We start from the raw sequence: 18,182 nt of genomic DNA, 5'->3' as shown, positions 1-18,182 counted from the left end.
GTCGCCGACGTAGAATCGGGCTTCAACGAGAGCCTGCGCAGTGACAATGCCACACCAAGGAGGACCCCTATGCGCCGTGTAACAACCAGTCCAAACGCAGCAGCCGCCGCGCAGACCCTGTTCCGGGTTGCTCTCGGAGGTGTGCTCATCGCGCACGGAACCCAGAAACTCTTCGGCTGGTTCGGCGGGGGAGGCATCGAAGGCACCAGCAAGGGAATGCACGCTATGGGCTTCCGCCCCGCAAAACCAAGCGCCATCCTCGCTGGCGTAGGTGAAGCAGGAGCCGGTGTGGCCTTGGCCCTGGGTCTTGCCACCCCTGCCGCCGGCGCCGCCGCCGCAACCACGATGGGCGTCGCGGCCAGCGTCCATGCCCCCAACGGCTTTTTCGCCACCGAGGGCGGCCTCGAGTACCCCGCGGTGCTGGGCATGGCCGCAGCATCATTCACCATCGGAGGCCCCGGGCCCTTCTCCCTTGACGCGCTCAGCGGGCATGTCTTGGACCGACCCTGGATGCGGGCGACCGCCTTAGCCGTGATCCCCGCGGTCATCGGGGTCCAGATCTATCGTCGGCAGAAGGCTCTGGCCAGCGAGACTACGGCACCGGCTTCCGGCGCGGCGGTCGACGAGGGCGGAAGCCCGTCCGCTTCATAGGGATTTCCCAAGGGCCATCAGGACGGTCCGACGGTGGCTCACATTTTCTCCTTGACGGCGGCCTTTGTCGTTTCACGCTGGGTGGCTGCCCAGCTGGCGAGGACTTTCAGGGCGTCCTCGGAGGGTGTGGCGGGATCTGCCGTGTAGACGTTGATGCGCAGTCCCGGGTCTGCTGGCAGTTCAAGGGCTTCGAAGCTCAAGTCCAGGTCGCCGACGATCGGGTGGTGAAGCCGTTTCCGGCCGGTGCGGTGGTACTTCACATCGTGCCGCGCCCAACGGGTGCGGAACTCCTCGCTGCGGGTTGAGAGCTCACCGATCAGGTCCGTCAGATCCTTGTCGTAGGGGTTTTTCCCTGCCGTGGAGCGCAGGACCGCGACGACGTCGTCCGCTGCGCGTTCCCAGTCGGTGAAGAATTCCCGCGCTTTCGGGTTCAGGAAGGTGAACCGGGCACTGTTCGGCGGTGCGGCTTTTTCTGCCATCATGTCCAGATAAAGGGCCCGGCCCAGTTCGTTGGCGGCCAGGACATCCCCGCGGTCATTCCGGACCCAGGCCGGCGCCGTCGTGATGCCATCGATGACGCGCTGCACGCTTGGCCGCACCGTCTGCGGGCTGCGCTTGCGCCGCACCCGAGGGGAGGCGGTGGCGGCGCGGGCCAAATCAAAGAGGTGGGCCGTTTCGGCGTCGTCGAGCTTGAAGGCGCGGGCGAGGGCTTCCAGGACGCTGTCGGAGGCGCCGGAGAGGTTTCCCCGTTCCTCGCCGTGGCCGAGGAGTTGCATTTCGGCCGGGCCGCGGCGCGGCTCCATATGGCCCAGCCGCCCGTCAGCCGGATAGTGCGGCAGCTCGAGCGGGATCTCGGCATCGACCTTTTCATCCGGAGCACCCGAAGTGTCCAGCTCACCGCGGCCGGAGTGGCCCTGACGGCATCGGCCCGGGAGATTCTTTCGGCAGCGGAGCGTGCAAGAGCCAGCGCGCTTGCCGCCGGCCGCGGTGAAATGGGGACGGTCAAGCTCGCCTACGCCGGTGCATCAACCCACGTGCTGGTGGGTGTGCTCGCCCGTGAAGTTCGGAAGGTCCACCCGGGCATAGAAGTCCGTCTGAACAGCCAGGACTTCGCGCTTCCCGCCCTCGCGCGCGTTCTCCGTGGCGAAGTGGACATCAGTCTTGGCCGCTGGGATTTTGTGCCCGCTGGCGTCAAGTCCCGCATCATCGTGGAGGAACATCTGGTGATGGCAGTGCCGGCATCGCACCGGCTGGCCACGCGGGAGGACATCCGCGTCGAGGAACTTGCCGGCGAACCGTTCGTCGCACTGCCTCCGCATGAGGGCTCTGTCCTGGGTGACCGCCTGCGCCGACTGAGCCTTGGCGCCGGGTTCGATCCTGACATAGTGCAAAGGGCGCCAGACTCCTGGACCGCAATGGCTCTGGTCGGGGCCGAAGTGGGATGTTCGCTAACGGTTTCCTCGGTTGCGGAGAATGTCACTGACCCGCACGTGCGATTCGTACGGGTCCTCGACGAGACTCTGCCGATCTACCTGCGGATGGCCTGGCGCGGGGACTCGGATAACCCTGCCCTCCCCCCGGTCCTCTCACTTGCGGAACAAGTCTGGCCCGGCTGAGCTCATGACAGTCACGCGGGTGCGCAGCAAGGGCCCCTGCACCCAGCGGGCGCCGCTGGACTCCCGTGATCAAGGCGGTCGCGCTGACGATCAGGGCGCTGCTGGGGGAGGACCCTCGGATGCCGGCAACCTTGTGTTGTTGTTATAGACTCATGGCACAAAAGTGCCTCTAAGCGCAATCAGTTATTTACATAAGAATAATTTGGGGAAGAACTATGCCCTCTACATGGTCGTTGGTTACCACAGTAAAAGCACCTGATGAATTGATCGAAAGATTCATCAACCATTACGTCAATCTTGGCGTTTCAAAGATGTATATATTCCTAGACGCCCCAATGGATCAAGATATATACAACAAGATAGATGACGATAGGGTCGTTTTCTTCCTATGCGACGATAATTTCTGGAAAGACCGGGAGCATTTTCACCCGTTAAGATACAAAAAGGGTGAGCGTCCTGATTATGTCGAGTACAGGCAGTATCATAATTTGCTTCACGCATCATCCATCTGTGAAACAGAATGGTTGTTGAACGTTGATATTGACGAGTTGCTTTTCCCGTTGAGTAACATTGAAGATGAGCTGTCATACGTTCCAGACAACGTATTTTCTGTCCTGGTCCGACCCCTAGAGGCCGTTTACCTAAACAAAGAGCCAGAGTCACTAATTAATACGTTTGACACCAGATACTTCAAGTCACGAAGAAAGATTGACTATGATTTCTGGAATGGAATTTATCCAGATGAAGGTCTGAAGCATAAGTCCGGGTTCTTTGGTCATGTCACCGGGAAAAGTTTTATCAGAACATCCGAGGATATTTTTAGACCGTCATGCCATTTGCCGGTTCCCATGAATGAGAGTTTCGCTCACGGATTCGTGATGAACTCAATGTTCATATTGCATTTTGAGGCAATGACAAGGCCACTGTTTGTGCAGAAGATGATCAATCGCGCCGGTAAGGTTTACAACACCCCGTTCCTGGACGAGGCGTCCAAGATCAGAACCAAGTACCTCACGGATCGATATGCAGAGAGCGGTGAAGAATCACTCCATGACGCATATCTAAAGATGCACGTTTTCGATGAAGATAAAATGTCGAAATGTCTCGAAACTGGATTTGTGGTTAACATTGACGACCGCGAGTTCGCAAATAAGAACGTCACTAACACTCATGGCGACATCATGGCCTATTCCGTCCGCGAGGACATGGTTAAAGCCGTAGATGAAGCGGCGCTGGATAACGCCAACTTCATCCCCATCAGGATTACCGCCAATTATAATAGCTCTGAATGTTTCATATCATTCATTCAAAATGGAAAGGCGAGCTTCGTCTGCTCCGATAGAGACGGCGTTCCGCGGAAATCCAAGGGGAATTTTGCTCAGGTCTTCGGATTGAAGAAAGACAAGAACGGGCTTGTGGCGATTAAGTTTGACTTTAAAAATGATGAAAAGCGGAATCCGCAATTTCTCAGTGCAAATAGGTCCGGTTCAGTTGCGTTCTCCAAGGAGGTTGCAAATGATTGGGAGAGGTTTAGTGTCTGACGTGCTTTTCAGATAGCCGTCTTTGTCATACCTGTCCTCCCCCAGTAGCCCACACCTCTTCCGCTGCAGGCCATCCTCACCCCGGGCACGGGAGCCGCAGATGGGCGCCGCGGATCCGACGTCAGCGGAAGCTGCCCGCCGGACGGCAGTGGGGCATGCGGGCGGTAGAGGTCGTCGGACTCTACCGCCCGCCCACGGCCGGCCATTGAATCGGAATATCAATGGTCTTGGGCGAAAGGCGCCGCTCATGATGTGGGGCTACGGCACGAATATGGGCTGGATGTGGCTTTGGGGCATCCTCCTGCTCGTCGGGATCGCGCTGCTGGTACTGGTCGCGGTGCACATGTTTGCCGGAAGCGGCAGTCATGGCGGAATGCAGGGCCCGCCGGGACCGTACTACCAGGGCAGGAGCAGGGCCCGCCAAATCCTCGATGAACGCTTTGCCCGCGGTGAGCTCACGGCGGAGCAGTATCGAGAACACCTAAAGGTTCTAGGTGAGGATCACTAGTGCGCAGTGAGCTGGCGCAACCAGCTTGGCGAGAACTTTGTCCCCGACCGTGAGGTCCGAAGGGTCATGCTTGTTGAGGAAGCCGTGACCGGCGCCGGGATAGACCTTGATGGCCGCCAGCCGCGGACGAGTGACCACAAGCAAGTCGTCCTGCTGCCCCAGTAGAACAGGTCCGGTGCCACGGCGAGGAATCCCTCGCTGGCCAGCCACTCGGCCTGGCCGCAGGTATCGTGGCTCAGGCCGAGTGCGTCGTGGATGACGACGACGCCGGGCCATGGCCCCGCACCGGACGGTGTCGCTGCATAGACAGGCATGTCTCCTCGTTCGGTGCGAATGATCAGATCCGTCATAGGGCCTCCCGGCACGCTCCGATTCGTCAACCTTGCGCATCTGGACACGTCCCCGCTGATACTGGCTTCGAAGCCGGTGGACGTGCACGCAGGCGTCCCGGCTACGTTCCCCCTGCGCTGTCCTTTGGCCGCTGTGCCGCGGACCCTGTTTGTACGGGGGAATGGAGGCTGTTGGGAATGTCGCTTCGGGACCTCGCGGAAGGCGGCTGCCCGGTGGATACTGGTGGCAGCGGCCGGACGCGGCGAGTGCGATGGGGTTGAAGGCCAAAGTGCGCTGGCAGCCGATCAGTTCTCCGGCGGCAGCCGTCGGTGGACTTTTGGTTAGCAGGACTGCTGGACAGGCTTGCGGGACAACGGCACGGCGGGTCTGGAGGACGGATGGGCTTTGTCAGGCGTTATCCGTTGGTGGCCGCCACCCTGCTGTGCGGGTTGGTGGTAGGCTGCCTGCTGCTCGGCGGCCAGGACACGGCGGCCCAGTGGCTTGCAAGCGGTTATTCGCTGGTGATTGCGGCCAGGCTCGCCGTCGACATGATCCGGGAACTTGCCCACGGACACTGGGGGATCGACCTGCTGGCAGTGACCGCTGTGGTGAGCACCGTTGCCGTGGGTGAGTACATCGCATCACTGATTATTGTGCTGATGCTTTCCGGCGGCCAGGCCCTCGAAGACTTTGCCCAGGGGCGCGCGCGGCGCGAACTGACCGCCCTTCTCCGGCGGGCGCCGCAGACCGCCCACCGCGAACGCGCCGACGGGCAGCCGGAGGATATCAGTGTCGAACACGTCGTTCCCGGGGACCTGCTCCTGCTCAGGCCGTCGGAGGTCGTTCCCGTGGACGGTGTGCTTGTCTCAAACTTCGCCACCTTCGATGAGTCGGCGCTGACCGGGGAGAGCCTGCCGGTGGAGAAGGTCACCGGCGATCCCGTGATGAGCGGGGCGGTCAACGGCGACGCAGCGGTGCGGCTGCAGGCAACTGCCGCGGCGGCGGATTCCCAATACAGCAGGATCATCGCCCTGGTCCGGGAAGCCTCGGCCAGCCGCGCGCCGGTGGTCCGGCTGGCGGACCGCTACGCCGTGCCGTTCACTCTCTTTGCGTTTCTGTTGGGCGGTGCCGCCTGGCTGGCCAGCGCCGATCCGGACCGGTTCGCCGAGGTGTTGGTGGTGGCCACCCCCTGTCCGTTGCTGATCGCGGCCCCCGTGGCCTTTGTCGGCGGCATGGGCAGGGCGGCGCGGTCCGGCATCATCATCAAGAACGGCGGAACGCTGGAGACACTCAGCCGCATTCGCACCGCGGCCTTTGACAAGACCGGCACCCTGACGGGCGGCCGGCCGGTCCTGCTGGAGGTCAGGACGGGGGACAGTGCCGCTGGCCGCCTTCCTGCAGACGAACTGCTGCGGCTGGCGGCGTCGGCGGAGCAGTATTCCTCCCATGTGCTGGCCGCCTCCGTCATCGCGGCCGCCCACGCAAGGGGACTGGCGCTGACAGCGGCCCGAGAGGCGACCGAACATGCCACCCACGGGGTCGCCGCGGACTTCGGCGGCCGGACCGTCGTCATCGGTAAGCGCAAGTTTGTCGCCGGGCTAGCCGCGGGGACGCACAAGACGCCGCTGGCCGGCGGGCAGATGGCTGTGTACATCGGCGTCGACGGCACCTATGCCGGAGCCCTGGTGCTCAGCGATGCGGTGCGCCCGGACGCTGCACGCACCCTGGAGCACCTGCGCCGGTTGGGAATACGCGAGACGTTGATGCTGACCGGGGATGCGCAGGAAACTGCTGAGCACATTGCCAGGCAAGTGGGCCTGACACGCGTCCGGGCTGAATGCCTGCCAGCGGACAAGGTGGAGGCTGTCGGGTCAATGCCACAGCGTCCTGTGATGATGGTCGGCGACGGCGTCAATGACGCGCCGGTGCTCGCGGCGGCAGACGTCGGGGTGGCGATGGGTGCCAAAGGTTCCACCGCGGCCAGCGAATCCGCGGATGTGGTCATCATGCTCGATGACCTGTCCAAGGTGGCCCAGGCCGTGGGAATCGGCCAGCGCAGCGTCAAGGTGGCACTGCAGAGCATTTGGATCGGCATCCTCCTGAGCATCGGCCTGATGGTCATGGCCGCTTTCGGCTACATCCCGGCGGTCGCCGGCGCGTTGGCCCAGGAACTCGTGGACCTGGCCACAATCCTGAACGCACTCAGGGCGCTCACGCCGGGGCGCACTCCGGTGGAAAGCCAGGCCGGGCGGCCGCTGGACCGCGACTACTCGCCGACAGGACTATAGGCCCGTGACCACGGTTCTTGGGCTCAGCTCGGGCGAAGTACTGTCGAAGAGCTCCCGCCATGCGGCCTGGTGCACAGCTGCAGTGCTGTTGACGACGCCCGTCCTGGGACCTCCGGCCCCTCTCGCCCGTTGATTTCTCTGCGAGGCTGGCGAACAGAAGGGAGTCACAGCATGACCATTCTGGTTGCTTATGCAAGTGTGCTGGGGTCCACCAGGGAGATAGCCGAACGCATCGCCGCCCATTTGGCGACGATGGGTGAAGTTGAGTGCCGGTCGGTGGAGGACATCGAGGGGGCGTCCGGGTACGAAGCAGTAGTGATAGGTAGCGCCATTCATAATCAGAAGTGGCTGCCGGCCGCTTTGTTGTTTGTCCGCCGCCGCTCCGGGGACCTCGCCGGGGCGCGGGTATGGGCCTTCAGCGTTGGGATGGCGGACGGCCTGCCAAGACCGTTTCGCAAGCGTGCGTGCGCCCTGCAGCAGAGACGTCTGCCGGAATCGCTGCCCCCGGAGATCCGCCTTCGCGGCCATAAAGTCTTCTCCGGTGTGTACCAGGCCAGCCAAATGCCGCCCTTGCTCCGGGGGTTATTCCGTGTCACCGGCGGGAGGTTTGGGGACCTGCGCGACTGGCAGGCTATCGACGGGTGGGTGGATCAGATCATCGCCCGGCTGGCCACGCCCCCTTCGCCCAATTCTCCAGACAGGGCCACGGGGTAGTGCCGCCCGAACCGATCCTGCTAATAGGTTTTGCTGGAGCGATGAACTCCACGCCACGCGATCTGGCGTGGTTTGAAGAACCCGGGGGCGGCATTTCGAAGACATCGGAGGCAGGAACGCGTCCTTGTCGGAACTGATACTGGCCCTGCGCGGTCGTGGCATCAATGTGCCTGGGCAGCCCGTCAGTTACTGCCATCCGTCACCGTAAGAGCTTGTAATGCCCTGGCAAGTTCGTCACGCAGTCGTGTGAGGTCCGGGCATGTCTCGGGGTCGGCGATTGTGGTGATGGTCAGCGCGCCGGCGTAGGAGAGGACTGCAAACGCAACCGTTATGTTACCGCTGATCGCCCCGAGCGGAATGATCCCGGTTACCCGCGCGCCCGATATCACCAGGGCGCGTTCCGGCCCTCGTAGATTCGTGACGAACGTATGGACAAGGCGCTGGTGGTCTATGAAGAAGCGGTAGGCGCCAAGGTGTGCGAGGATCCGCGATACGGGGCCGGTGATTGCAGCGGAGGCTCCGGGAGGCTGCTGCTTGGCAATCCGCATTCTTGCCGCTACCGTCGCCAGCCGTCTCTTGGCTGAACCGACCGCGGGAACGCGCACAGGGATTATCCCGCTCCGGTTCCCGAGATAGGTGACTGTTGTGTGGCGACGCGCCGAGAACAGTACGGAGATCACGAATTCTTCGACAAATTCGCCTCGCTCCAACAGCAGGCGGTGCAGGGCTGTCGAGACGGCGGCGAGGACGAGATCGTTGACTGTCGCTCCCTGCAGGTGTGCGGCGGTTTTGACCGCTTCCATGTCGCAGTGGAGGACAGCAAGGGTCCGTTGCGGACCCGTCGGGCGGTTGAGTGAAGTGCGGGCAGCCCGGGTCCTGCCCGTCAGTCGCAGTTCTGAGGCTCCGGCGGCTGCAGTCCGCAGTGCGACCGGCAATCGGGGCAGTGCGTTGAGCCGGCTCCTTGCTGCATCAACGGCCAGGGGTAGCGCCGAGTATGGAGCTGCCGGCTCCCGGCGGTCATCCCACCCGCTTCCCGTGGCTGCCAAGGCCTCCAGGACGGCGAGACCTCCAATGCCGTCGGTGAGGACATGATGAAAAACGAAAACGAGCGCCGACCGGTCCTGGCTTACGCCGGTAATGAGCTTGGCTGACCAGAGAGGACGGTCGTGGGACAGTGGGCTAACGAGCATTTCGGCTGCAATGTTGAGTACGGCATTTTCACCCCCGGCCGCCGGACAGGCAATCGCGCCGAGATGATGGGCCGGATCAAAACCGGAATCGTCCGTCCAAATGGGACGCCCGCAGCCGAAAGGGACAGTGACCAGCCGTTGACGCAACCGGGGGACTGCGCCGAGCCGAAGTGCCAGCGCGTCCAGGAGGGAAACCGGGTCGTAGCCGGCTCCCGTGCTGAGCATGAGGATGGCGCCCACTTGCATTGGAGCTGAGCCGATATCCGCGTCCAGAGACATCATGTCCTCGGCGCTCACCCTGTCGACATGTTTTGCTGGTGTCATTTTTCGGTCCACGGAAACGGGGCTCGGGTTCCCTTGCTCCTTGAAGGAAACACAGACGCCGCCACCTGGCATACCCGCGGCGGACGGCCCATATTTCTTCCGGCTGTGACGGAGGCACACATGCCTGTCAGGAGCCTGCTCGACCAAGGCTTCGGCCGGGTTTGAGCAGGTTGGAGGTGGCCTCCAATGTCGGAGGCAAGGCCACGACAGGCTGGCAGGCGGGGGCGCCCGCCCTTGCAGCACACAAGTTGCCGGGCAGGCATAGTCTGCCACCCCACTTGGTCGTCATGACCTCACTTTTGGGTCTACGGGTCCTGGGCGCTAGGGCAGAACGTCCCCACTTGCCCGCAACCGGCAGCGCCAAAGCCGCGGAATGCCACTCTTGCCCGTCGCCTTACCTAATGAGGCCTTCCGGGCCTAAGGTTGGGCGTGTAGAACCGTCGACAGGAGCACCGATGATTACCCTGCAGATCGAACACCAGGTCCGCGACTTCGGCATGTGGCGGAGGGCTTTTGACAGTGACCCGCTGGACCGCGCCGCTTCAGGGGTGCTCTCATACCGGATCTCGCGCCCACTCGACCAGGAGGATTACGTGATGCTGGAGATGGATTTTGATACGCAGGAGGCTGCCGTCGATTTCCTGGCCCGGCTGCAGAACGACACGTGGAAAACCGGTGTGACGGCGCCTGCGCTGGTCGGTGAGCCATCGACCAGAATCATCGAGACGGTCGCCACGGAGAAGATAACCGCCCCCTAACCCTTGTTCTGATCCCCAGCTGATGCCGGAGGGGGACGGTTCAGGTCATATGGTCGAAGTCGCCCCGCGCCCACGCGGCATGTCGTTGGGCCGAATCGTGCAGGATGGCCTTGGCTCCGGACGCGATGACGTTGTTGAAGTTGCCGTAGATCCGGTCGAACCGGAGCTCGCCCAGCTGCGCGGCGATTCGCAGCGCCACTGCGCCGGATAGCGGCAAATGATTCGGGTAGCTGCGCATGAAGGCGATGGAGCGACGGTCTGGATTCGGATACACGCTGTCACCGGTCAGCAGGACTCCTCTGCCGTCCGCCCCTGCAGCCCAGTGCACCACCGCGCTGCCCGGGAAATGCCCGCCGGTCTGGTGCAGTGTCAAACCTTCGGCGATAGTCTGACTGCCGGACCAGTATTCGATGACCGGATCGTCGCGCCCCAGCCATCGTCGGTCTGCGTCGGCCACAAGTACCGGGACGCCACAGAGCCGGTGCGACCATTCGACCTGCACACCGAACATGTGCGGATGGCTAGCGGCGATCGCCAGGACCGGGCCTCGCTCGATCACTGCCTTCACAGCGATGTCATCGACATATCCGACCGGATCCCACAGCAGCGAGCCCTCGGGTGTCACCACAAGCTGGGCGGTCTGGCCGATCCCGACTTTTGGCTCCGTGTTGATCCCGAGAAGTCCCGGTTCGTTCTCCTTCAACACTGTCTGCTGGCCCTCCTGGGCAAGCCCGTCCAGCGTGAGCCATTTTTGTCCGTCCTCGGGCACATACTGCCGCTCATCGGTGCAGATCGGGCAGACCCCTGAGGTAGGTTCGTCGCGTTCGACGCCGCAAGTTGCGCAGATCAGCATGGTTGGTCCCTTCCCAGCGTCTTGACTCCTGCTTTCCCGCGCCTTCACCTTCGGCCGCGGGCTGGCGTGACCAGACTATGGCACGTGAAAGATCCCTAGGAAGGAAGATCCTTGCCGTATCAAATGAGTTGCGGGCCGCCGTTCTCATTGGCACGGCGGATGATGGTTATGTCTGGGGGGCAGTTGCGGGAGGAGGCAGGGTGACATCGTGGTCACCCTGCCTCCTTAGCATGCTGCGCAGTTCCCGCGCCCGTCTTTCGGGCTACCTGTTGCGATGGAGTGCGGAAACGGCAGCACGCATGCCGGACGTTGAGTCCGGCGGCATATGGCGTGTGTCCCTGGAGCCTGTCCGTCGTGAAAGTGCGGTGGTCGAGGACGCTTTGGTGCTTTCCCACGGGGACGGGCAACGGCCCGTCAGCTGTTGCCGACCGGCCGTTGCCCGAGGCGCGGGCGCCTGTTACATGATGCCGGTGGGTACCAGCAGCACCCAGGCCAGCGCGGGGGCCACCAGAACCACTCCGCCTGCGTAGATCATCAGCTGCTTGTAGACGCGTTGGCGGTCGTTTTCCCGGGCGTTGGCTACTACGAGGGCACCGTCGGTGGAGAAGGGAGAGACGTCCACGACGGTGGCGGCGATGGCGAGTGCCGCGACGGTTCCGGAGGCGCTCAGCGAACTGGAGGCGAGCAGCGGACCGGCGAGGGGGATGAATGCGGTCAGCAAGGCCGTGGAGGAGGCAAAGGCTGAGCCGACGCCGATCACGTAACAGAGGACCAGTGCGATCAGTAGCGGGGCGCCCAATGCCAGGGCCTTCTGGGCGAGGGTATCGATGACGCCGACGTGCTGGAGCAGCGAGACGTAGGTGATCATGCCGGCCACCAGCAGGACCGTGGACCAGGAGATTCCGCCGATGAACGTCCGGTGTTCCTTGATGTTGATCAGTGCCAGGAGGAGGCCGGCGGAGAGGGCCACAAAGCCGATGGGCATCTGGAAGCCCAAGGTGCAGACCAGCATCGCAAGGATCAACGCGAGAGTGAGGATTTGCTGGCCGTGGGGACGAATCGTCCGGGGCGCGTCAAGGTCGGCATGCTGGACGCCCTCGCCGTCGCGAAGCTTCCCCAGGAGTGCGAACAGTACGACGGTTAGTGCCGTAAGGATGAGGTTCAGGGCGAAGCTGGCGGCAAAAAGTGCGCCCTGGGAGATGGGGAAGCCGTTCTTCAGTGCAATGTCGTGTACCAGAACGCCGGCAACGGACAGCGGCGAAAAACCACCGGCGTGGGCTCCGTTGATGATGAACGCACCCATGAGTACCGGATGGATGCGAGACGCGTAGGCGAAACCAATGGCAGCGGGTGCCAAAAGGGCGACGGCGGCGGGGGAGAAGGTGCCTAGGGACGTCAGCGCGGCGGCTAGGAGGAAGAACACCCAAGGGAGCAGCAGTGTCTTGCCCCTGACGAGGCGCACACAGGTCTGCACGATGATGTCGATGGTCCCGTTCCGCTGGGCCATGCTGAAGAAGTATGTGACTCCGATGATCGTCACAACGATGCTGGAGGGGAACTCCTTCAGGATCTCCTTGTCACTCATCCCGAGCATGAAGTACCCGACGCCGAACGATGCCACCAGCCCCATCACCCCGATGTTCAGTGGCCATTTCGTGGCGACGACGAACATCACGACAAGTATCACGAGCGGGATGATCTGCGTAGCGGTCATGGGCGGCTCCGATTTCGAGGTGGCCGCCGGGTTGAAAACGGCACCCCCAAGCACGAGGGCGACCAGACCGAGGATCGCGATCGCGGCTACCGATATCAGCAGGATACGGCGCCGGCCGTTGGGACCCTTGCGACGGTCTTCCCGGATTTCGCTCTCTGCCTTGGGAGCGGGTTGGTAAATAGTCTTAGTCATGATCTTGGCTCCTCATTGAGTGGCGGATGCTAGTGAGGCTTCGACGGCGCTGCCGAGTGCCTCCGGGAGATGGATGGTGGTGGTAGCGATGGTGCGGGCCGTTCGGTCGACGCCGACCAGTAGGGAGCCTTGGCGCTCCTCGCTCCAGGTCTCAATCACTCCCGCGGGAGTGCGTAGCCTCAGCGTGGGCCGCGGCGTGTCGCCTGTAATGCTGTTGAGTAGGGTGCCCGCGGTCCGTGCGGCGAGCGTCAGGGCGATGCTGCCGGTGATGGCCAGCGCAGGGTGGGGCTTTCCCATCGACAGCATCATGACGTTGACGTCGCAGTCAGGGTCCGACTGCGTGGGGGAGGCGACAATGGCCAGTTTGGGGATGGCGCGGGCAGCTTCGACGATCGTTGGTGCCAGCCCCATGCGGACGGCAGCTTGTCGGCGGATATGATCCAGAGTTTCCAGGTGTAATTCCACTCCGGCGATCCAGCTGTCGTATCGGGCGATGTTCAGGCCCAACTCCTCGGCGCGGACGATGACTACCGGCGCTCCGGCGTCGACCATCGATACAGTCCAGCGGGTTCCGCCGGCGAGTATCGTGTCGGTAGCCTCACCGGTGGGCAGCAATTTTCCAGTAGTCTTGCCGGCCGGGTCCTGGAAGCCGAGACCGACCCGGTAGCCGGGAAACGCAACACCGGGCATCTGAGCATCCGGAACGATCGGCAGGGCGCCTGCGGGAGTGGCGACCCGCTGGATGATGATCTGGCCGGTGTTGGTGTTGCGGGTAACGATGCGGGTGTTATCCCCGCGGGGGGTCACCCAACCCTTTTCGATCGCGTAGAGGCCGACTACTGCGGAGCAGTTCCCGCAGTTGCTGCTCCAGTCCACTGCTGCCTCTTCGATGCCGACCTGGGCGAAGGTGAACTCGACGTCAACGTCGTCGTCGGCGGGCCGGCGAAGAATCATGGCCTTGCTGGTTGTTGACGTTGCTCCGCCGACACCGTCAATCTGCCGGGAGTCCGGACTTCCGAACAACCGGGGCAGCAACTCATCGAGGCTGGTACGGGTCTCGTCCAGGTGATCCGTTTCGAAGACCCAGCACTTGCTGGTCCCTCCGCGCATCCATTCAGCTTCAATCTTCATCGTGTTCCCTGCATCTCCTAGTACTGCACATCTGTCTGGGGCCTGATAACAGAATGAGCCGGATCACAATTGAAGACAATGTTCAATAATTGATGGGGGATGTAGAGATGCTTAATTCATCGACGGTAGGGCCCTGCAGCCCGGTTCCTTGCCCTCCTGCAGGCGCCAGACAGGCCGCTGGCCGCGCACGTTTGACCGGGTTTGCATAGAATGAACCAAACAGACAGAAGGGTGAACCGTTGCTTAACGATGAGCGCCAGGATTTATTCGACATCCGCCGCTTGGCCCTGCTGGTGGAGGTCGTCGAGCAGGGGTCGATCACCGCGGCCGCTGAGTTGATGATGTACACCCCGTCCGCAGTTTCCCAGCAGCTGCGGAAGCTCGAACAGGAAGTCGGGCAGCCCCTGCTCAACCGCCGCTCCCGCGGGGTTGCGCCAACAGAGGCGGGCCAGGTGCTGGCCGGACATGCCCGCAAGATCATTGGACAGATGCGGGCAGCCCAGTCCGACCTGGACCAGATCGCCGGCCTGAGGCGCGGCTCCCTGACCGTCGGCACGTTCCCCACACTCGCCGGATCATTTTTGCCCCTTGTCATCCGCGCCTTCAAGAAGCGCTACCCCGCGATTGGCCTCTCCGTCCGCAGCGCACGCTTCGACGAACTTGTGTCTGACCTCGAATCCGGAGTCACCGGACTGTGCCTGCTCTGGGACTATCCCTGGAACCGGTTCCACGACGACTCCATCCGGATAACAGAGGTCTTCCAGGAGAGCACCGTAATCCTGGTAGCGCGCGGGCACCCCCTGGCCGACCGGGACGAGGTGAAGATGGAGGAGCTGCGTAAGGAGTCGTGGATAGTTCGCGCGGAGGCCCATCCGGTGGTCGAGGTCCTGCAACGCTCCGCCCACGACGCCGGGTTCGAGCCGACCATTGGCTTCCTGGCCAACGACTACCAAGAGGCCCAGGCGATGGTCAGCGTCGGCATGGGCGTGGCCATGGTGCCCAAAACCGCGGTAGCACTTCAGCACCCCGACGTTAGGGTAGTCAGCCTCGGTGCGGCCGCGCCCATGCGGCGCGTATTGCTGGCCCAACGCCAAGACAAGGTCTACGCCCCGGCAGAGGTCGCTTTCCACTCGACCCTCTTGGAAATCGCCCGCGAACATGTCGGGGACTACGTCTAGGCCGGGACGGGGTTGCAGCACGTAGCTGTCGGGAGAAGAAGGGGCGGTGAGGCAGCCGTGGGTGCCGTGGTTTGATTAGTCTGTGCTCCGTCTAAAACGCCTCATGGTCTTCAGCCTGTTCGCGGTTTGCGTTATCACCGCATTCTCGTTCTGGGCCATCAGGCAGCCCGGCGCAGACGCCCGCGGGGTCCTTTCGCCACCGCCGCGGGCGGGGGCGAAAATGTTGTCCGCCGGCATCACCACGGCTGTGAACGTAACCCGGAGCCCGGATGCCCAGTGGCTCAACCGGGCTGCCGTGCAGACCGGAATCCCTGCCCGCGCGCTCCGGGCCTATGTTGCTGCGGCCGCCACGGCCAACGAAGCCAATCCGAGGTGCGGGATCGGGTGGAATACGGTGGCGGCCGTCGGCTTCGTCGAATCAGCGCACGGAACTTACGGCGGCGGCAGCCTTAACACCGCAGGGCAGGCGAGCGGCCCAATTGTGGGCCCGAGTCTCAACGGTGCCGGATTCGCGGCCATCGCGGACACGGACGCCGGTGCCCTGGACGGCGACGCCCGCTGGGACCACGCCGTCGGACCCATGCAGTTCATTCCCTCCACCTGGCAGCTTGTAAGGCGGGACGGGAACGGGGACGGAACAGCGGACCCGTTCAATATCGACGACGCCGCCCTCAGCGCGGCGACCTATCTGTGCGCCCACGGCCGTGACCTCACAACCGCGCAGGGGTGGACGGATGCCATCTACTCCTACAACCAGTCCGATCCCTACATCCGCCAAGTGCAGGCCCAGGCCGCCGCATACGCCGCGAAGACGGGCACCGCCGAATGAGGTTATGGGCTGATTAGCCGAATGATTCCGCGGGCTGGTTACTGGCGCCGTCGTCGCCAGTTCACCCGCATTGGGTGAAGACAGCCCCCACGCGAAGCGTTAGCTTGGCGAACATGCGATTGTGACCAGCCTCAATTGCTTGTGAGACCTCCCTAAAGGCTCCGCCGTCTAGCGGCGGCCGGCGGAAGGAGAAGGGATGCTCATCTGTCACCAAGGGCGCACCCAACCCTTTTTCCCGGACTTTCGGATCGTCACAGGCGCGCAGGGTTGCCGGCAATGAGCGAGCCTGCCGCGTCGCCGCCCAGCTTCGATCCGGTCGTCGTAATTCGTTCCAGGCCGTACATCGCTGCGCTCCTGCTGGCAGCGGTCTTGGGCGTTCCCATTTCGGCCATTGCGTACGGCTTTCTCGCTTTGGTCGCGGCGGTCCAGCGGTACATCTTCTACGGGCTGCCGAATCAAGTCCTCGGCGGTCCGGCTCCTGCGTGGTGGCCGGTTCCGTGGTTGGTGCTGTGTGGGCTGTTGACGGCGTTGACCGTCCGGTATCTGCCGGGAACCGGCGGCCACTCACCTGCTTTCGGATTCAAGACGGGCGGCGGTCCGCCCACCGGTCGGGAACTGGTGGGCATTGTTCTCGCGGCGCTGACCACGCTCAGCCTGGGTGCGGTGCTCGGACCCGAGGCGCCGCTGATCGCGATCGGTGGCGGCCTCGGGGCGGTGGCGGTGCACCTAGTGAAGAAGGACGCTCCGCCGATGGCCCTGACGATCATGGCGTCGGCAGGCAGCTTCGCAGCGATCAGTACCCTGCTCGGGTCTCCGGTGCTCGGGGCATTCCTGATCATGGAGGCCGCCGGCATTGGGGGAATGACTCTGAGTCTGATGGCACTCCCCGGGCTGCTCGCTTCTGGCGTAGGGGCGCTGGTGTTCGTCGGCTTGGACGGCTGGACTGGGTTGGGCAGCTTCTCGCTGGCACTGCCTGTGGTGCCGCCTGCGGAGCCGCCGACATTGGCTACGTTGGCTTGGGCGGTGGTCATGGGTGTGGCCGGTGCGCTGTTGGGATGGTTGATCCGCTGGGTGGCGCTGTCACTTCGTCCGGTCGTACATCTGAACCGGGTGCTGGTGACGTCGGCGCTCGGCCTGCTGGTCGGGCTGACCGCGACGACGTACCAGCTGATCTCTGGGCAAAGCTTCACCCAGGTGTTGTTCTCGGGGCAGGATGCACTCCCGGAGCTGGTCGAACACGCCGCGAGCTATTCGCTTCCTGTGCTGGTCCTGCTGATCGCTTGCAAGACTTTGGCCTACGGGCTCTCGCTAAGCGCATTTCGTGGTGGGCCGGTGTTCCCGTCGATGTTCATCGGTGCGGCGCTCGGTATTGCTGCCGGTGGGCTGCCCGGAATGAATCTTGCGGCAGCGATCGGCATGGGCATAGGAGCCATGTGCGCAGCTATGCTGCGGCTGCCGTTGACATCGACGTTGCTGGCCACGCTGCTGCTGGGGGTGGACGGTGTGGCCGTGACACCCCAGGTGGTGGTGGCCGTGGCGGTGGCCTTCGTGATCACCAACGTGCTCCCGGTCCCGGGCCCGCGGGCCTCCGAGGCGCCTGACGCTGCCGGCAGCGTCCACCATCGGGCTCCCTCGGGGGCCGACCATGACTGAGAGCTCGGGAGCGGGCCGTTCGACAGTACGGGGCCGGTGGACCGCCTGGTTGTTCATCATCGGCTCGAGTCTGTTCGCCTTGGGGGCGGTCCCGCTATACGCCGAGGCCGTGGGATTGCGCTTGTGTGCAGCCACCTTCTTCGTCGGTTCGCTGTTCTTCACCTCTGCGGCGTTCCTGCAGTACCGCGAAGCCGTTGACGCCCTTCCAGCCGTGGGTGCCACGCGGCGCCCATCGTTTTGGGTGTGGGCCCCGCAGAACCTCGGCTGGCTCGCTGGCTCGGTCCAGCTTGCCGGCACGCTGTGGTTCAACTGGAGTACGGGAAACGCGCTGCGGGACAATCTCAGCGCGGCGCTGACCGAGCAACGGGTGTGGCGACCCGACGCTCTGGGTTCAGTCGCCTTCCTCGTTGCAAGCGGCGTGGCGTTGCGGGATGCCGGTCGCGGCGCCGTTGCTGGCCGGCCCAGGCCCCGGACGTGGAAGATCGGCGTGATCAACGTGGCCGGCTCTGTTGCGTTCGGCATCTCGGCTGCCGCGGCCTTTGTCATACCGTCGAGCGGCGATGTCTGGAACGCCGAACTGTCCAATCTCGGCACACTCGTGGGAGCCCTGTGCTTCCTCACCGGCGCGATTCTGATGTTGGGTCCCGAATCCACCGACGCCTCGGTTCCTGCGGACCGGGGAACCCATCCGTAACCCCCTTTCAACAATCTT

General features: G+C 63.4%; 17 protein-coding genes. 11 read left to right on the top strand and 6 right to left on the bottom strand.

Features of this window, described 5'->3' with window-relative positions; translation table 11 throughout:
* The first annotated feature begins 69 nt into the window (after positions 1–69).
* The gene (locus tag ACFVVK_RS03325; RefSeq protein WP_390263424.1) at positions 70–651 is read left to right on the top strand and encodes a DoxX family protein; all 582 of its coding nucleotides are present in this window, start codon (positions 70–72) and stop codon (positions 649–651) included.
* Between the two features lie 38 nt (positions 652–689).
* Here ACFVVK_RS03325 and ACFVVK_RS03320 read toward each other — a convergent pair whose 3' ends face one another.
* On the bottom strand, positions 690–1,454 hold the full coding sequence (locus tag ACFVVK_RS03320) for a transcriptional regulator (protein ID WP_390263421.1): 765 nt from the start codon (positions 1,452–1,454) through the stop codon (positions 690–692).
* Here ACFVVK_RS03320 and ACFVVK_RS03315 point away from each other — a divergent pair, their 5' ends adjacent.
* The 3 genes from ACFVVK_RS03315 (at position 1,455) to ACFVVK_RS03305 (ending at position 4,316) form a co-directional block, all read left to right on the top strand.
* Positions 1,455–2,267, top strand: a complete 813-nt coding sequence (locus tag ACFVVK_RS03315; protein WP_390263419.1) for a LysR family transcriptional regulator — start codon at positions 1,455–1,457, stop codon at positions 2,265–2,267.
* Between the two features lie 233 nt (positions 2,268–2,500).
* On the top strand, positions 2,501–3,808 hold the full coding sequence (locus tag ACFVVK_RS03310) for a glycosyltransferase family 2 protein (protein ID WP_390263416.1): 1,308 nt from the start codon (positions 2,501–2,503) through the stop codon (positions 3,806–3,808).
* A gap of 247 nt (positions 3,809–4,055) precedes the next feature.
* On the top strand, positions 4,056–4,316 hold the full coding sequence (locus tag ACFVVK_RS03305; protein WP_390263413.1) for an SHOCT domain-containing protein: 261 nt from the start codon (positions 4,056–4,058) through the stop codon (positions 4,314–4,316).
* Here the strand turns inward: ACFVVK_RS03305 and ACFVVK_RS03300 are convergent.
* Positions 4,313–4,630: a dienelactone hydrolase family protein gene (locus ACFVVK_RS03300; RefSeq protein ID WP_390263410.1), complete on the bottom strand. Its 318-nt coding sequence runs from the start codon at positions 4,628–4,630 to the stop codon at positions 4,313–4,315. The genes ACFVVK_RS03305 and ACFVVK_RS03300 overlap by 4 nt on opposite strands.
* 414 nt (positions 4,631–5,044) lie before the next feature.
* On the opposite strand from ACFVVK_RS03300, the gene ACFVVK_RS03295 reads away from it, so the two are divergent.
* Positions 5,045–6,934, top strand: a complete 1,890-nt coding sequence (locus ACFVVK_RS03295; RefSeq protein ID WP_390263407.1) for a heavy metal translocating P-type ATPase — start codon at positions 5,045–5,047, stop codon at positions 6,932–6,934.
* Positions 6,935–7,105: 171 nt separating this feature from the next.
* Positions 7,106–7,648: a flavodoxin domain-containing protein gene (locus ACFVVK_RS03290; protein WP_390263404.1), complete on the top strand. Its 543-nt coding sequence runs from the start codon at positions 7,106–7,108 to the stop codon at positions 7,646–7,648.
* Positions 7,649–7,830: 182 nt separating this feature from the next.
* On the opposite strand, the gene ACFVVK_RS03285 is transcribed toward ACFVVK_RS03290, so the two are convergent.
* Positions 7,831–9,162, bottom strand: coding sequence for a wax ester/triacylglycerol synthase domain-containing protein (locus ACFVVK_RS03285; protein WP_390263402.1), 1,332 nt, complete (start codon positions 9,160–9,162; stop codon positions 7,831–7,833).
* 455 nt (positions 9,163–9,617) lie between these two features.
* Here ACFVVK_RS03285 and ACFVVK_RS03280 point away from each other — a divergent pair, with 455 nt between their 5' ends.
* Positions 9,618–9,920 carry a hypothetical protein gene (locus tag ACFVVK_RS03280; RefSeq protein WP_390263399.1) on the top strand — a complete coding sequence of 101 codons (303 nt, stop codon included), beginning with the start codon at positions 9,618–9,620 and terminating at the stop codon, positions 9,918–9,920.
* 40 nt (positions 9,921–9,960) lie between these two features.
* Here the strand turns inward: ACFVVK_RS03280 and ACFVVK_RS03275 are convergent, their stop codons facing one another.
* From ACFVVK_RS03275 to ACFVVK_RS03265, 3 genes are all read right to left on the bottom strand, one after another.
* Entirely contained in the window at positions 9,961–10,773 is an 813-nt protein-coding gene (locus ACFVVK_RS03275) for a hydrolase (RefSeq protein ID WP_390263396.1), read from the bottom strand.
* A 457-nt stretch (positions 10,774–11,230) separates the two neighbouring features.
* Positions 11,231–12,679 carry an SLC13 family permease gene (locus ACFVVK_RS03270; protein WP_390263393.1) on the bottom strand — a complete coding sequence of 483 codons (1,449 nt, stop codon included), beginning with the start codon at positions 12,677–12,679 and terminating at the stop codon, positions 11,231–11,233.
* Between the two features lie 12 nt (positions 12,680–12,691).
* Positions 12,692–13,810 (bottom strand): PrpF domain-containing protein, encoded by a 1,119-nt coding sequence (locus ACFVVK_RS03265; RefSeq protein ID WP_390263390.1) that lies wholly within the window; start codon positions 13,808–13,810, stop codon positions 12,692–12,694.
* 239 nt (positions 13,811–14,049) lie between these two features.
* On the opposite strand from ACFVVK_RS03265, the gene ACFVVK_RS03260 reads away from it, so the two are divergent.
* The 4 genes from ACFVVK_RS03260 (at position 14,050) to ACFVVK_RS03245 (ending at position 18,164) form a co-directional block, all read left to right on the top strand.
* Positions 14,050–14,988: a LysR substrate-binding domain-containing protein gene (locus tag ACFVVK_RS03260; protein ID WP_390263388.1), complete on the top strand. Its 939-nt coding sequence runs from the start codon at positions 14,050–14,052 to the stop codon at positions 14,986–14,988.
* 82 nt (positions 14,989–15,070) lie between these two features.
* Positions 15,071–15,817, top strand: a complete 747-nt coding sequence (locus tag ACFVVK_RS03255; RefSeq protein WP_390263385.1) for a lytic transglycosylase domain-containing protein — start codon at positions 15,071–15,073, stop codon at positions 15,815–15,817.
* Between the two features lie 276 nt (positions 15,818–16,093).
* Complete coding sequence (locus ACFVVK_RS03250; RefSeq protein WP_390263383.1) at positions 16,094–17,470, top strand: chloride channel protein; 1,377 nt, start codon at positions 16,094–16,096, stop codon at positions 17,468–17,470.
* Entirely contained in the window at positions 17,463–18,164 is a 702-nt protein-coding gene (locus ACFVVK_RS03245) for a hypothetical protein (RefSeq protein WP_390263381.1), read from the top strand. Before ACFVVK_RS03250 ends, ACFVVK_RS03245 begins: the two co-directional genes overlap by 8 nt.
* Positions 18,165–18,182: the final 18 nt, after the last annotated feature.

The organism is Arthrobacter sp. NPDC058192, assembly GCF_042883665.1.
Taxonomy (GTDB): domain Bacteria; phylum Actinomycetota; class Actinomycetes; order Actinomycetales; family Micrococcaceae; genus Arthrobacter.
This window is presented reverse-complemented; position numbering and strand designations above follow the sequence as displayed.

Bases quoted from the DNA above. Each gene is read 5' to 3' on its own strand.
- ACFVVK_RS03325 (WP_390263424.1), top strand. From the start codon at position 70: ATGCGCCGTGTAACAACCAGTCCAAACGCAGCAGCCGCCGCGCAGACC.
- ACFVVK_RS03320 (WP_390263421.1), bottom strand. From the start codon at position 1,454: ATGGAGCCGCGCCGCGGCCCGGCCGAAATGCAACTCCTCGGCCACGGC.
- ACFVVK_RS03315 (WP_390263419.1), top strand. From the start codon at position 1,455: ATGGCCCAGCCGCCCGTCAGCCGGATAGTGCGGCAGCTCGAGCGGGAT.
- ACFVVK_RS03305 (WP_390263413.1), top strand. From the start codon at position 4,056: ATGATGTGGGGCTACGGCACGAATATGGGCTGGATGTGGCTTTGGGGC.
- ACFVVK_RS03300 (WP_390263410.1), bottom strand. From the start codon at position 4,630: ATGCCTGTCTATGCAGCGACACCGTCCGGTGCGGGGCCATGGCCCGGC.
- ACFVVK_RS03295 (WP_390263407.1), top strand. From the start codon at position 5,045: ATGGGCTTTGTCAGGCGTTATCCGTTGGTGGCCGCCACCCTGCTGTGC.
- ACFVVK_RS03290 (WP_390263404.1), top strand. From the start codon at position 7,106: ATGACCATTCTGGTTGCTTATGCAAGTGTGCTGGGGTCCACCAGGGAG.
- ACFVVK_RS03285 (WP_390263402.1), bottom strand. From the start codon at position 9,162: ATGACACCAGCAAAACATGTCGACAGGGTGAGCGCCGAGGACATGATG.
- ACFVVK_RS03280 (WP_390263399.1), top strand. From the start codon at position 9,618: ATGATTACCCTGCAGATCGAACACCAGGTCCGCGACTTCGGCATGTGG.
- ACFVVK_RS03275 (WP_390263396.1), bottom strand. From the start codon at position 10,773: ATGCTGATCTGCGCAACTTGCGGCGTCGAACGCGACGAACCTACCTCA.
- ACFVVK_RS03270 (WP_390263393.1), bottom strand. From the start codon at position 12,679: ATGACTAAGACTATTTACCAACCCGCTCCCAAGGCAGAGAGCGAAATC.
- ACFVVK_RS03265 (WP_390263390.1), bottom strand. From the start codon at position 13,810: ATGAAGATTGAAGCTGAATGGATGCGCGGAGGGACCAGCAAGTGCTGG.
- ACFVVK_RS03250 (WP_390263383.1), top strand. From the start codon at position 16,094: ATGAGCGAGCCTGCCGCGTCGCCGCCCAGCTTCGATCCGGTCGTCGTA.
- ACFVVK_RS03245 (WP_390263381.1), top strand. From the start codon at position 17,463: ATGACTGAGAGCTCGGGAGCGGGCCGTTCGACAGTACGGGGCCGGTGG.